The following is a 13281-nucleotide window of genomic DNA, read 5'->3' as shown; positions in this document are numbered from 1 at the left end:
TTCGGCGGCGTGCGTGCGACCGGTGCCGCGGCGGCCGAGTCGGAAACAGTCGCTAAGTCCGGATCGGCCGTGCCGAGTTCGTTGCACGGGGAACTTTCCACCGGCACCATGATCGTCGTGGGAGCTGGGTTCGGCCGGATTCGCCTGTGCTTGCCGACGCGATGCCGGATAACCCGGCGGAGCTTAGGCTCGGGCGATGGACGCGATCTGGCGTGCGCTGGCTTTCGCGGGGTCGATGGCCTGGGAGATTCTCTGGGCCTTGATCCTGGGTTTCCTGCTGTCCGCGGTGGTGCAGGCGGTGGTGCGCAGATCCACGATCGTGCGGTTGATGGGCGACCGGCGGCCGCGGACGCTGGCGGTGTCGTCGTTGCTCGGCGCGGCGTCCTCGTCGTGTTCCTACGCCGCGGTCGCGCTGGCCCGTTCGCTGTTTCGCAAGGGGGCGGACTTCACCGCGGCGATGGCGTTCGAGATCGGTTCCACGAATCTGGTGGTCGAGCTCGGGGTGATCCTGGCGTTGCTGATGGGCTGGCAGTTCACCGCGGCGGAGTTCGTCGGCGGGCCGATCATGATCGTGCTGCTCGCGGTGCTGTTCCGGCTGTTCGTCCGGAAGAAGCTGATCGACCGGGCCCGGGACCAGGCGGAGCGCGGGCTGGCCGGTTCGATGGAAGGCCACGCCGCGATGGACATGTCGGTCCAGGCGGAGGGTTCGGCGGCGGCCAGACTGCTTTCCCCGCAAGGATTCACCGCGGTGGCGCAGGTTTTCGTGATGGAGTGGGCGGCGATCCTGCGCGACCTGCTGATCGGCTTGCTGATCGCGGGCGCGATCGGCGCGTGGGTGCCGGACGCGTTCTGGCGGGCGTTCTTCTTCTCCGGCGACCCGGTCGTCTCGGCGGTGTGGGGGCCGCTGATCGGGCCGGTCGTCGCGATCCTGTCGTTCGTGTGCTCGATCGGGAACGTCCCGCTGGCGGCGGTGCTGTGGAACGGCGGCATCAGCTTCGGCGGGGTCGTCTCGTTCCTCTTCGCCGATCTGCTGATCCTGCCGATCCTGAACATCTACCGGAAGTACTACGGCGTCCGGATGACGCTCGTCCTGCTGGCCACGTTCTACGCCGCGATGGTCGGCGCGGGTTATCTCGTCGAGCTGATTTTCGGGGCCGCCGGGCTGATTCCCGGGCAGCGGCAGGCGATCGTGGCGGCCGCGGGCGTCTCGTGGAACTACACCACCTGGCTGAACATCGCCTTCCTCGCGGTGGCCGCGCTGCTCGTCGTGCGGTTCGTCCGCACCGGCGGACTGGGCATGCTGCGCATGATGAACGGGCCCGCCGACGGGCGATGACGCGCCGCCACGGCGGTTTTCGGGGCGGCTCCGGGTGTTCCGGGACCGGTCCCGGAACACCCGGCTTAGCGTTCCCGCATGCGATACCTGATGGCCAGGACGATCCTCACAACCCTGACGGTCGCCGGGGCCGTCTCCGCGTGCGGCGGTTCGCCGACCGCATCGACGACTACGCCGCCGTCGTCTCCGGCCCCGGCGAGTACCAGCGCGACCGCGGCATCGAGCAGCGCCGCGCCCACGACCAGTAAAGCGCCGTTCCCCACGGCGGCGGACGGGACCAACCTGCGCGCCTGCGCCGACGGCGAGTGCGAGATCCTGGTGACCGGGCCGGTGACCATCCGCTTCAACAGGAGCCTCGGGATGAGTTCGCTGGACATCACCGCGGTCTCGTCCGCGGGCGTCGACTTTCAGTCCATTTCGCCGTCCGGGATGGTGATGTCGGCGATGGGCCAGACCCCGAACCAGGGTGGCGCGTCCAGCATCAACAAGCTGTCGTTCGAGGTGGTCGCGCTCGAGAGATCGAAAGCCGTCGTACGGTTCACGCACACCTGAACAGGCTCGGTGCGGATAGAACGCGGGCGTTGTGGCCGGTCCAGCGTATGCACGCCGCTGTGCGGTGCCAACCGATCCGTCGATACCTGGACCGGGACCTGACCTTCAGGCGCGGCGGCGCGGATCCAGCCGGTCAGCGTTGCGAGCGGCGAACTCGACCAGCGCGGCGGCCCGGTCGTTCAGGCGGACCTCGCGGGGCCACATCATCACCACGTTCGCGGCCGGTTCCGCGGGTTCGAGGTCGCACAGCGCGAGCGGCAGGTCCTCGTACGACCGGTTCACCGTGGGGCGCTGGATCAGCACCGAATAGCCGAACCCGCGGGCGACCAGCGAGCGGGTCAGTTCGAAGTCGGCGGTCCGGTGCGCGACGCGGGGTTCGATGCCGGCCCGCTCGTACAGTTCGCGGGTGTGCTGGGCCGCGGGCGGGAAGTCCAGCATGATCATGGGCTCGTCGGCCAGTTCGGCCAGCTGTACCGTGTCGCGGCCGGCCAATCGGTGCGCGGCGGGCAGCAGCGCGTACGGCGGGGCGCTGTACAGCGGAACGGAGTCCAGTCCGTCCGGCAGTGCCATGTCGTAGCCGACAGCGACATCGAGCCCGCCGGTCAGCAGCCGCTGCGGCAGTTCGGCTTGGCTGCCGGTGACCACCGACAGATCCACGCGCGGGTGCTGGTCGCGCACCCACTCCATCAGGATGGGGACCACCGTCGGCGCGACCGTGGAGTAGCACCCCAGCGCCAGCGGCCCGGCGAGTTCGCGGCCTCCGCCCGCGGCCGCCCGTTCGAGTTCGTCGGCGTCGCGCAGCAGGCCGGCGATGCGCTCTCGCAGGTACTGGCCGGTCGGCGTCAGCGTGATGCCGTGCGCCTTGCGGCGGACCACCAGTTGGGTGCGCAGCACGCGTTCCAGTTCGGTGAGCGCGGAAGCCACCGCGGTCGGAGTCACGTGCAGTTCCGCGGCGGCCGCCGAGATCGACTTCGCCTCCGCTACCGCCGCGAAGTACTCGAGCTGGCGGAGGGTGTAGCCAGGCATAACCAAACCTCAGCTGTGGTTGTTCGCAGGTTATTTGAACTTTACCTGTCGTGGTGGCCTGGCTCACGCTGGGAGCGAGGAGGTCGACGATGACACTCGACACGACAGCGGCGCGCGAAATCCCGACCGCGGACTGGGTGGAAATCCCCGCCCTGTACACCGACCCTTACCCGATCTACGAACGGCTCCTGGCGCGAGCGCCGATCCATTGGGTTCCGGCGCTGGATCGCTACCTGGTGGTGGGCCACGAAGCCTGCCACACCGTCGAACTCGACCAGGAACGGTTTTCCGCCGACGAAGCGCAGTCGTTGATGAAGCGCTCGATGGGCCACAGCATGCTGCGCAAGGACGACCCCGAGCACGATGCCGAGCGCAAAGCGTACGGCGGGGTGTTGCGGCCGAAGGCGGTCAAACAGCAGTGGGAAGCGGTCTTCGAGCGCAATTACCGCACGTACGCGGAAAAGTTGCGTGCCGCGGGCCCGGGCGCCGACCTCGTCGCCGAGTTCGCCGCGCCGTATGCCGCCGACAATTTGCGTGCCGTCCTCGGGTTCCGCAATGCCGGTCAGGGGGATCTGCAACGGTGGTCGCAGACGCTCATCGACGGCACCGGCAACTACGCCGACGACCCGCGGGTGTGGGCCGCCGCGGAGCGCTCGTCCCGCGAGGTGGACGAGGCGATCGACGAACTGTTGCCGCTCCTGCGCGCCGAACCCGACGGCAGCCTGCTGTCCGTGCTCGCCTCCTCCGGAATGCCGGTGGATGCGTTGCGCGCCAACGTGAAAATGACCATCGGCGGCGGGGTCAACGAACCGCGCGACGCGCTCGCGACCACGGCGTGGGCGTTGCTGACCTATCCGGCGCAGCGGGCGGCGGTGCTCGCCGGGCAACGGTGGCGGGATGCCTTCGAGGAGTCCCTTCGCTGGGTCGCGCCGATCGGCATGTATCCCCGGCAGGCGACGCGAGACACCGAACTGGCCGGGCTCGCGGTGCCCCGGGGCGCGCGGCTTGGCATCGTGCTCGGTGCGGCCAACCGGGATCCCGCGGTGTTCGTCGATCCAGCGGTCTTCGATATCGACCGGCCGCGCAAACCGCACCTCGCTTTCGGCGGGGGCAACCATTTCTGCGCAGGTGCGTGGGTCGCCCGCGCGTCCGTGGTGAGCGTCGCGCTGCCGCGGCTGTTCGCCGAATTCCCCGGGCTGCGCCCCGATCCGGCCCGGCCCGCGACGGTGGGCGGCTGGGTCTTCCGCGGCGTGCTTTCCCTGCCCGTGCACTGGGACTGAATCCTCGAGGAGAACCGAATGCCCAAGGTCACCTTCCACCGCGACGGGGCGGTCAGCACTGTCGCGGTCGCGGCGGACAGCACCGTCATGCGTGCCGCCGTGGAGAACGGCGTCGACGGGATCGTCGGCGAATGCGGCGGACAGGCGATGTGCGCGACCTGCCATGTCTACGTCCGCGAGCCCTACCTGTCGGCGGTGCCGCCGCTGTCCGAGGACGAGGACGAAATGCTCGAGTGCACCGCGGCGCCCCGCGACGAGCGACGCAGCCGCCTCGGCTGCCAGCTGAAACTGGGCGGTGCGCTGGAAGAAATCGAAGTGGACGTGCCTGACACCCAGCTCTGAATCCGGGTGCTGATCAGTCCACAGTGGACATCCCGTGCCCGGCGGCCCGCAGGGCTTCCTCGGCCACCGCGGCGAATCCGGCGATGACGTCGTTGGCGCGCGTCGGCACCCAGACGACCGAACTCGCCCACCGCAGCCGGTTCTCGTCGAGCGGACGCCAGGTGAGGCCGTCGGGCAGCGGGTGTTCCTCGTTGAAGTGCACGCCCATTCCGGCGAGCACGAGCCCGTGCGTGAAGTTCGGGTTGCGCGCGTGCCGGATCGCGCCGGGCAGGAAGCCGTTGTCGCGGCAGATCGCGAGGATGTGGTCGTAGAGCCGCGGCGCCATCTCGCGCTGGAAGATGACCAGCGGGGCGCCGTTGAGGTCGCGCAGCCGCACGACGTCCGCGTCCGCGAGCCGGTGCGCCGCCGGCAGCACGACGCCGAGCGGCCGGGACAGGACCGGCCCTGACTCCAGTCCGACGGTGTCGGAGGGGTGGCGCACGAGTCCGACGTCGAGCTTGCCCTCCCGCAGCCGGGCGATCTGTTCGTCCGTGCTCACCTCGTGCAGCTCCAGCAGCACCTCCGGCGCTTTCGCGGCGAACGCGGCGGCGATCGTGCGCAGCACCGTGGGCATCGTGTCCGGGGGAATTCCCGCGCGCAGCGTGCCCGACGTGCCGGGCAGGATCCGGCGCATCGCCTCCCGCGCGCTGTCCACGCCTTCGAGCACCGGACGCGTGTGTTCGAGCAGCAGCGCGCCCGCCTCGGTGAGCCGCACGCCGCCCCGGCCCCGATGGAACAGTTCGACGCCCAGCTCGCGCTCGAGGTCCCGGATCCGCTGCGACAGCGGCGGCTGCGCCATGTGCAGCCGTTTCGCGGCCCGCCCGAAGTGCAGTTCCTCGCTCAGGACGACGAAGTACCGCAGATGCCGCAGCTCCATCCGCCGAACCATACCAACCTGATATCGCCGCAGGTCGCAGTTGGTGTTGGCCAGCGGCGGGCTCGCGCTGTTTTTCTTGTCCGCGACGCAGACGACGAGCGAAGGAAACGACCTCCATGTGTGAAACAGTGCTGCTCGACCGCCGGGACGAGATCGCGGTCCTGACGTTGAACCGGCCGGAGAAGCTCAACGCGTGGACCCACGCGATGCGGGAGCGGCTGATCGGGCACCTGCGCGAACTGGACGAGGACCCGACCTGCCGCGGCGTGGTGCTGACCGGGGCCGGGCGGGCGTTCTGCGCCGGGCAGGATCTGGCCGAGACGGCCGCGATCCGCCCGGACGACCACGCCGCCGCGGAGGCCTGGATCGACGATTTCGACCGCCTGTACCGCGCGGTCCGCGAGCTGCGGAAGCCGACCGTCGCCGCGGTCAACGGCGTCGTCGCCGGTTCCGGCTTCCAGTACGCGCTGGTGGCTGACCTGCGGATCGGGCACGCCGGGGTCACTATGGGCCAGCCCGAGGTGGCCTCCGGGATCCCCAGCATCACCGGGATCTGGGCGATGTGGGACATCCTCGGCCGCGCCAAGACCGCCGAGTTCGCCCTCACCGCCCAGCTCGTCGACGGCGTCGAAGCGCACCGCCTCGGCCTGCTCACCCGGCTCGTCGCCGAGGACGAGGTGCTCGATGCCGCCGTCGCACAGGCCCGCGCGATCGCCGCGCTGCCGCCGGGCGCGGTCGCGCTCACCAAGGCCCGGCTCCGCGAACTGGACGACGACGCGCTGGCGCAGGCGGTGACCGCGGCCAAGAAGATCCACGCCGAGGCTTACGCGACGGGGGAGCCGCAGCGGGAGATGGCGCGGTTCCTGGCCGCCAAGAAGCGCTGAAAGGGCATCGGGTGAACTACGACGAACTGCGCGCCGGGCACGACTGGGAAGTCCCGCCGCGCTACAACATGGCCGCCGACGTGGCCGACCGCCACGACCGCGCCGCCACCGCGCTGATCTTCGAGGACCACCTCGGCACGCACCGCGAGATCTCGTGGGGCGAGGTGCAGGACCGCTCCCGCCAGGTGGCCGCGCACCTGTGGAACCGGGGAGTGCGGCCCGGCGACCGAGTGGCGGTGCTCCTTCCGCAGCGGCCCGACACCCCGGCCGCCTACCTCGGCGTGCTGCGCACCGGCGCGATCCTGGTGACCATGTCCCTGCTGTGGGCCGACGAGCCCATCCGCTACCGGCTGGCCGACTCCGGAGCCACCGTGCTGGTGACCGAACCCGAGGCGCGCGACCGCGTCAGCGGCTTCGCCGGGCACATCGTCGAGATCGACGACCCGGCGATCGAAAAACTGCCGCCGCGATTCGAGACGGCGGACACCGCCGCGGACGATCCGGCGCTGATCTTCTACACCTCGGGCACCACCGGCAAGGCCAAGGGCATCGTGCACGCGCACCGGACGCTGCTGGGGCACAACGAGTTCCGCTATTGCCACGACCTGCGCCCCGGGGACGTCTTCTACGGAGCCGGGGACTGGGCGTGGTCGATGGCGAAGCTGCTGGGGCCGCTGCGCGCCGGCGCGACGCAGCTGGTCTACCGCCCGGCCGGCGGGTTCGACCCCGAGGGCCTGCTCGATTCCCTGTCCCGCAACGGGGTCACCACCGCCTTGGTGAACCCGACGTTCCTGCGCAAGATGGCCGCCGACGTCCCGGACGCGGGCCTGCGCTACCCGTACAAGCTGCGGGTGGTGTGCTCCTCGAACGAACCGCTGACCGCCGACCTGATCGACTGGTTCACCGGGCAGTTCGGCGTGCCGCTGCTGGACTACTACGGCTCCACCGAGTCGTACCCGCTGGTGGGCAATTTCCCCGGGGTGCCGGTGAAACCCGGTTCGATGGGCCGTCCGCTGCCGGGCTGGGACGTCGCGCTGCTGGACGCGCGCGAGCAGCCGGTGCCGCAGGGCGAACCGGGCGAGATCTGCCTGCGCGCCCGGTCGAACCCGCAGTACCCGCTGGGGTACTGGAACCGGCCGGAGGACTCCGCGGCGGTCTTCGGCGGCGGCTGGTACCACACCAACGACCAGGCTTTCGCCGACGAGGACGGCTATTTCTGGTTCCTCGGGCGCACCGACGACGTGATCAAGACGTCCGGGTACCGGGTCAGCCCGTTCGAGGTGGAACACGCCCTGCGGGCCCACCCGGCGGTGGCCGACGCCGGGGTGGTCGGCGTTCCGGACCCGGTGCGCGGCCAGGCGGTCAAGGCCTGGGTGCAACCCGCGCCCGGCTACGACGGCGGCGACGCGCTCGCCGAAGAACTGCGCGTATTCGCCAAGGAGACGTATTCGCGTTTCGCCTACCCGCGGCACATCGAGTTCGTGAACGTGCTGCCCCGGTCCGCCACCGGCAAGATCCGCCGGGCCGACCTCCGGGACCGCGATCGCGGCCCCGGCACCGACTGACGAGGAGCCGGCCAATGACCGTCCGGACCGAACAGCCCGCGACCCTTTCCCGCGGCAGGCGGAAGATCGCTCTCGCCTCGGGCATCGGCAATTTCACCGAATGGTTCGACTCCGCCGCCTACGCGACGATGTCGTCCACTATCGCCGCCGAGTTCTTCCCCAAGAACGACCCGTCGGCGGCACTGCTGGCCACGTGGGCGATCTTCGCGGGCGGGTTCGTCGCGCGACCGCTGGGCGCGGCGTTCTTCGGGCACTACGGGGACCGGATCGGCCGCAACCGGACGCTCGCGCTGAGCGTGCTGCTGATGAGCGGGGCCACGTTCCTGATGGGCGTGCTGCCCACGTACTCCGCGCTCGGGGTCGCCGCGCCCATCTTGCTCTTCGTTCTCCGGACGCTGCAGGGGTTTTCCACCGGCGGCGAGTACACCGGCGCTTCGGCGTTCATCATGGAGCACGCGCCGGACGGACGCCGCGCCCGTTTCGCCAGCACCGTGCCCGCCACCGTCGGCCTGGCCAGCGTCGCCGGATCGGCGGTCGGGGTGCTGCTGACCTCCACTTTGTCCTCGGGCGCGCTGCACACTTGGGGCTGGCGGGTGCCGTTCCTGCTGGCCGGCCCGCTCGGGCTGATCGGGCTGTACCTGCGCCGCCGGGTCGAGGACAGCCCGGTGTTCCGGCAGCTGCAAAGCGAGAACTCCGTGCAGCGCAAGCCATTGCGTGACGCGCTCCGCTCGCACAAGCGGCAGATCTTCACGCTCTTCGGCTACAGCATCACGAACGCGATCGCGTACTACCTGATGAGCAGCTACATGATCACGTACATGGCCGACGAGCTGCACTACTCGCGCACCCAGTCGCTGATCGCGAGCGTGGTGTCGATGCTGTGCTACAGCGCGGCCTGCCCGTTCATGGCGTCGGCGAGCGACCGGTACGGACGCAAACGGATGCTGCTGGTGTCGTGCCTCGGGTTCGCCGTGTGCACGCTGCCCGCGTTCGCGCTGATGCACGCCGGATTCGCCGGGGCGCTGGTCGGCACCGCGGTGCTCGCCGTGCTGGTCGCGGTCATCGGCACGTCGAACGTGCCGGCGATGGTGGAGATGTTCCCGGGCCCGGTCCGCGCCAGCGGCTCGGCGATCGGCTACACGGCGGCGTATGTCCTTTTCGGAGGGACCGCGCCGTTCGTGGCGACCGGGCTCGTCACGCTCACCGGCAACTCGCTGGCGCCGGGGGTTTACCTGATGGCGATCGCGGTGGTGTCGTCCCTGGTGGTCGGGTTCGCGTTCCGGGAGACCAAGAACCTGGACCTGGCGAGGCGGTGACTGGGCGAGGTCACCTGACGCTCGCGATGCCAGCCAACCGTGCGACGGCTTCCTCCAGGCGGCCAGTCCGGCCAAAGGGAAGCCGGAGCATCTCGGCCTGCCCGCCGACTGACGAAAACGCCGGTCCCGGCGTGAACCGCACACCCGAGAGCCTTGCCGCGTCGGCCAGGCTCTCGGTGTCGACTCCGGGGGCTCTGACCCACAGCCCGCTTCCTCCGTCCGGCCGGGTCCACGACCAATGCGGCAGGTGCAGCGTCAGGGCCTGTTCGAGTTCCGCCAGGCCGTCGAGCAGCGTGGTTGCCCGTGTGTTCATGGCTTCGGCGATGTGCGGCAGCAGTTCCTGCGCCAGGATCTGGCTCGGCAGCGACGTTCCGAGGTCCATCGCGACCTTCGCTCGCTGGAACCGCTCGATCATCGGACGCGGCCCGCGGATCCAGCCCACCCGCAGGCCTCCCCAGAACAGCTTCGACAACGATCCGATGAGGACCGACTGCGCGGGGTTGACCAATCCGAACAGGTTCGCGGCCGGCGGCGGGCGGAAGGCGAGGTGCGCGCTGGACGCGTCTTCGATCACCACGAAGCCGCGTTCGTTCGCGAGATCGGCGACCGTCTGCCGTTTTTCCGCGGACATGTGGACGCCGGTGGGGTTGTGCGAGGTGGGGAGGAGGTAGACGAAACGCGGATGGGTGCGCCGGGTGATGCGTTCCAGCGCCTGGACGTCGGCGCCGTCGCGTTCGACCGCGATGGTGTACATCTGCGCGCCGCGGGCCCGGAACGCTTCGAGCGCGCCGCGGTAGGAAGGGTCCTCCACGACAATGGGCTCGTTGTCGTCGATCCACGTGCGGGAGATGATCTCCAGAGCCTGCTGGGACCCCGAAGTCACGAGAATCTGGTCGGGGTCGGTGGGAACTCCGGTGCTCGTGCAGAGCGCGGCGATCGACTCGCGGAGGGGGAGGTGGCCGCGCGGTTCGTAGCCGTCGGCGGCCAGCAGCGCGTCGATGCCCCGGTCGGCGGCCCGCCGCCAGGCTTCGCCGACCATGGGCAGGCCGGGGAGGCTGCCGCTGGAGAGATCGACGAACTGGCCGGGACGGGATTCGTCGCCGGCCCGGTCGGAGAAGCTGCTCAGGCGGCTGTCCGGCTCGAAGCTGGGCAACGCCGGGCTTTTCCGGCTGCCGTCGGGCCGGTGCAGGCGGGAGCCGCTTCCCTGCCGGCTTTCCAGCAAGCCTCCCTCGCGCAGCAGCGAATACGCCTCGGTGATCGTGGTGCGGCTGACGCCCAGGGCAGCGGCCGCGGCGCGTTCGGCCGGGAGGACCGAGCCGAAGGGGATCTCTTGCGCTTGCAGCGCGTCGAGAAGCGCCGCGGCCACCTGCTCCGCTTTGCGGCCGGCGTGCTGCTGCCACCCGGCGATGGCCTGCGCGAATTCCGTCGCGGATACCTGGCGCACCGAGTCCTCCAGCCAATTTCGGCCGATTGGCCTAGATGATCCAATTATCGTCTGGGCACACTCTAGCCCGGCCGGACAACGAAGACGGCGCACGATGATCCGTAGGGGAGTCAATGGCTACCGTGGCGATGCTCGGGACCCTCGATACCAAGGGCGCGGAGTTCCAGTGGATGCGCAGCCAGCTCGAAGGCTTGGGCCACCGCGTGCACCTGATCGACGCCGGTGTCGCCGGCCAGCCGGTGGGCACGCCCGAAACCACGCGCGAAGAGGTCGCCAGGCGCGCGGGAACCAGCATTCGCGAGCTGATCGAGGACGACGACCGGGGAAAGGCGCTGGCCGCGATGAGCGCCGGAGCCGCCCGGGTCGTCGCCGAGCTCGCCCGGGACGGCTCGATCGACGGGTTCCTTTCGGCGGGCGGTTCGGGAGGCTCGTCCATCGCCGCCGCTGCCATGGAGGCGCTGCCGGTCGGCTTCCCGAAGCTGCTCGTGAGCACGATGGCTTCCGGGGACGTCTCGCCGTACGTGGGCGCGTCCGACGTGACCATCATGTACAGCGTCGTCGACATCGCCGGAATCAACCGGCTTTCGAAGGCAGTGCTCGGAAACGCCGTGGCAGCGATAGCGGGGATGGCCGAGCGCTACGCCGCCCGCGAACCCGGGCCGGACGAGCGGCCGCTCGTGGCCGCGTCGATGTTCGGGGTGACCACGCCGGTGGTCGAAGCGTGCCGCGCCATTCTCGAGGACGCGGGATACGAGGTTCTCGTCTTCCACGCGACCGGTGCCGGCGGCCGCGCGCTGGAAGGGTTGGCAGCGGGCGGTTTCCTGGCCGGCGTCCTCGACCTCACCACCACCGAACTGGCGGACGAACTGGTCGGCGGGGTGCTCACCGCCGGTCCGGACCGGCTCACCGCGGCCGGGGCGCACGGCATCCCGCAAGTCGTCAGCCTCGGCGCGCTGGACATGGTCAACTTCGGAGCCCGGGATACGGTTCCCCCGCGGTTCGCGTCGCGCCTGCTGTACGAGCACAACGCGACCGTCACGCTGATGCGCACGACCGTCGAGGAGTCCGCACAGCTGGGCGAGATCCTCGGACGCAAGCTCGCCGCGGCCTCCGGCCCCACCGCACTGGTCGTCCCGGGCCGCGGAGTGTCTGCTTTGGACACTTCCGGCGGCCTGTTCGAAGACCCCGCCGCCGACGAGGCCTTGACAACCGCCGCGGTCGCCGCCGTCGCCGACAGCCCAGTCGAGGTGCTCCACGTCGACGCGCACATCAACGACCCCGAATTCGCCCGCGCGGCAGCAGAGACCCTGCTCCGCTACCTGACGGTGTCCGAGGAGAACAAGAATGCAGAGAACTGACCGCCTTTCCGCCTGGCGCGCCAAAATCGGCTCCGGCGCGCCGATCATCGGAGCGGGCGCCGGAACCGGTCTCTCCGCGAAGCTGGCCGAGGCCGGCGGGGCGGATCTGCTGGTGATCTACAACTCCGGGCGCTACCGGATGGCCGGCCGCGGGTCGCTCGCCGGACTGCTGCCCTACGGGGACGCCAACGCGATCGTGGTCGAAATGGCGAGCGAAGTGCTGCCGGTGGTGTCGGAGATCCCGGTCTTCGCGGGCGTGTGCGGAACCGATCCGTTCCGCGTCATCCCGAAATTCCTCGACGACCTCAAGGACATGGGATTCGCCGGGGTGCAGAACTTCCCGACCGTCGGGCTCTACGACGGCGTCTTCCGGCAGAACCTCGAAGAGACCGGGATGGGGTACCGGCTCGAAGTGGACCTGGTCGCCGCGGCCCGGGAGCGGGACCTGATCACCTCGCCGTACGTCTTCGACCCCGAGCAGGCCAGAGCCATGACCGCGGCGGGAGCGGACATCGTCGTGCCGCACCTCGGCTTGACGACGTCCGGTTCCGTCGGGGCGCGCACGGCAGTCACGCTCGAGGTCGCCGTCGAGCGCATCCAGCAGATGCGCGACGCCGCAGTGGCGGAGAACCCCGACGTAATGGTGCTCTGCCACGGCGGCCCGATCGCCGAACCCGAGGACGTCCGCTACGTCCTCGAGCACACCACCGGGGTCGCCGGATTCTTCGGCGCCTCGTCCATGGAACGCCTGCCGACCGAGCGGGCGATCGTCGACCAGGTCAAGGCATTCACCGCGCTGCGCGCGTGACCGAACCGAGGAGAACCGCATGCATGTCGAACCGGAAAAGACGCCGACGATGGTCCTCGACTGGGGAACCCTCAAGTGGCTGGTGAACCCGTCCACGATCGAGGGCGCCGAAACCACCGTCGGCGAAGTGATCGTCTACCCCGGACGCGGGCACGCGATCCACAACCACCCCAACGCCCAGGAAGTCATCTACGTCATCGAGGGCGAGGGAGTGCAGACGGTCGGCGACAGCGACGCGTTCCCGATCAAGACCGGCGACGCGGTGTTCGTGCCGCGCGGCGCGGACCATTCGACCTTCAACACCGGATGGCGGGCCCTGCGGCTGATCGTGACCTACAGCCCGGGCGGGGAAGAGCGCAACTTCCGGTCCCTGCCCGACTACGAGGAGGTCCCGGCCGGGATCACCCCGACCTGGGTCCGGGAAGCGCGCCCCGCCGAATGATCCGTTCAGCCG

At 70.0% G+C, this 13281-nt stretch carries 13 protein-coding genes; 10 read left to right on the top strand and 3 right to left on the bottom strand.

Going from position 1 to position 13281, the window contains the following annotated elements:
* The first annotated feature begins 196 nt into the window (after positions 1-196).
* On the top strand, positions 197-1336 hold the full coding sequence (locus tag WA670_RS31665; RefSeq protein WP_134728347.1) for a permease: 1140 nt from the start codon (positions 197-199) through the stop codon (positions 1334-1336).
* Positions 1337-1696: 360 nt separating this feature from the next.
* Positions 1697-1888, top strand: a complete 192-nt coding sequence (locus WA670_RS31660) for a hypothetical protein (RefSeq protein ID WP_336159760.1) — start codon at positions 1697-1699, stop codon at positions 1886-1888.
* 105 nt (positions 1889-1993) lie between these two features.
* Here WA670_RS31660 and WA670_RS31655 read toward each other — a convergent pair whose 3' ends face one another.
* A complete protein-coding gene (locus tag WA670_RS31655; RefSeq protein WP_336159758.1) occupies positions 1994-2914 on the bottom strand; it encodes a LysR family transcriptional regulator in 921 nt (306 codons plus the stop codon).
* A gap of 89 nt (positions 2915-3003) precedes the next feature.
* Here WA670_RS31655 and WA670_RS31650 point away from each other — a divergent pair, with 89 nt between their 5' ends.
* Both WA670_RS31650 and WA670_RS31645 read left to right on the top strand, forming a co-directional pair.
* A complete protein-coding gene (locus WA670_RS31650; RefSeq protein ID WP_037806094.1) occupies positions 3004-4194 on the top strand; it encodes a cytochrome P450 in 1191 nt (396 codons plus the stop codon).
* A gap of 18 nt (positions 4195-4212) precedes the next feature.
* Positions 4213-4536: a 2Fe-2S iron-sulfur cluster-binding protein gene (locus WA670_RS31645; RefSeq protein ID WP_037806095.1), complete on the top strand. Its 324-nt coding sequence runs from the start codon at positions 4213-4215 to the stop codon at positions 4534-4536.
* A 13-nt stretch (positions 4537-4549) separates the two neighbouring features.
* Here WA670_RS31645 and WA670_RS31640 read toward each other — a convergent pair whose 3' ends face one another.
* A complete protein-coding gene (locus WA670_RS31640) occupies positions 4550-5452 on the bottom strand; it encodes a LysR substrate-binding domain-containing protein (RefSeq protein WP_336159755.1) in 903 nt (300 codons plus the stop codon).
* 116 nt (positions 5453-5568) lie between these two features.
* Here WA670_RS31640 and WA670_RS31635 point away from each other — a divergent pair, with 116 nt between their 5' ends.
* Genes WA670_RS31635 through WA670_RS31625 form a run of 3 tightly spaced genes read left to right on the top strand, consistent with a single transcriptional unit; the run spans position 5569 to position 9217 of the window.
* A complete protein-coding gene (locus tag WA670_RS31635) occupies positions 5569-6336 on the top strand; it encodes an enoyl-CoA hydratase/isomerase family protein (RefSeq protein WP_336159753.1) in 768 nt (255 codons plus the stop codon).
* 11 nt (positions 6337-6347) lie between these two features.
* Positions 6348-7901: an acyl-CoA synthetase gene (locus WA670_RS31630; protein ID WP_336159751.1), complete on the top strand. Its 1554-nt coding sequence runs from the start codon at positions 6348-6350 to the stop codon at positions 7899-7901.
* Positions 7902-7915: 14 nt separating this feature from the next.
* Positions 7916-9217 (top strand): MFS transporter, encoded by a 1302-nt coding sequence (locus WA670_RS31625; RefSeq protein WP_336159749.1) that lies wholly within the window; start codon positions 7916-7918, stop codon positions 9215-9217.
* Between the two features lie 10 nt (positions 9218-9227).
* Here the strand turns inward: WA670_RS31625 and yczR are convergent, their stop codons facing one another.
* A complete protein-coding gene (gene yczR, locus WA670_RS31620) occupies positions 9228-10754 on the bottom strand; it encodes an aminotransferase-like domain-containing protein (protein WP_336159748.1) in 1527 nt (508 codons plus the stop codon).
* A 20-nt stretch (positions 10755-10774) separates the two neighbouring features.
* On the opposite strand from yczR, the gene WA670_RS31615 reads away from it, so the two are divergent.
* Genes WA670_RS31615 through WA670_RS31605 form a run of 3 tightly spaced genes read left to right on the top strand, consistent with a single transcriptional unit; the run spans position 10775 to position 13269 of the window.
* Positions 10775-12019, top strand: a complete 1245-nt coding sequence (locus tag WA670_RS31615) for a Tm-1-like ATP-binding domain-containing protein (RefSeq protein WP_336159747.1) — start codon at positions 10775-10777, stop codon at positions 12017-12019.
* On the top strand, positions 12006-12827 hold the full coding sequence (locus WA670_RS31610; RefSeq protein ID WP_336159746.1) for a phosphoenolpyruvate hydrolase family protein: 822 nt from the start codon (positions 12006-12008) through the stop codon (positions 12825-12827). The genes WA670_RS31615 and WA670_RS31610 overlap by 14 nt, the downstream gene beginning before the upstream one ends.
* Positions 12828-12846: 19 nt before the next feature.
* Complete coding sequence (locus tag WA670_RS31605; RefSeq protein ID WP_037806104.1) at positions 12847-13269, top strand: cupin domain-containing protein; 423 nt, start codon at positions 12847-12849, stop codon at positions 13267-13269.
* Positions 13270-13281 lie beyond the last annotated feature (12 nt).

This window comes from Amycolatopsis sp. VC5-11 (assembly GCF_037034185.1).
GTDB classification, from domain to species: Bacteria; Actinomycetota; Actinomycetes; order Mycobacteriales; family Pseudonocardiaceae; genus Amycolatopsis; species Amycolatopsis nivea.
This window is presented reverse-complemented; position numbering and strand designations above follow the sequence as displayed.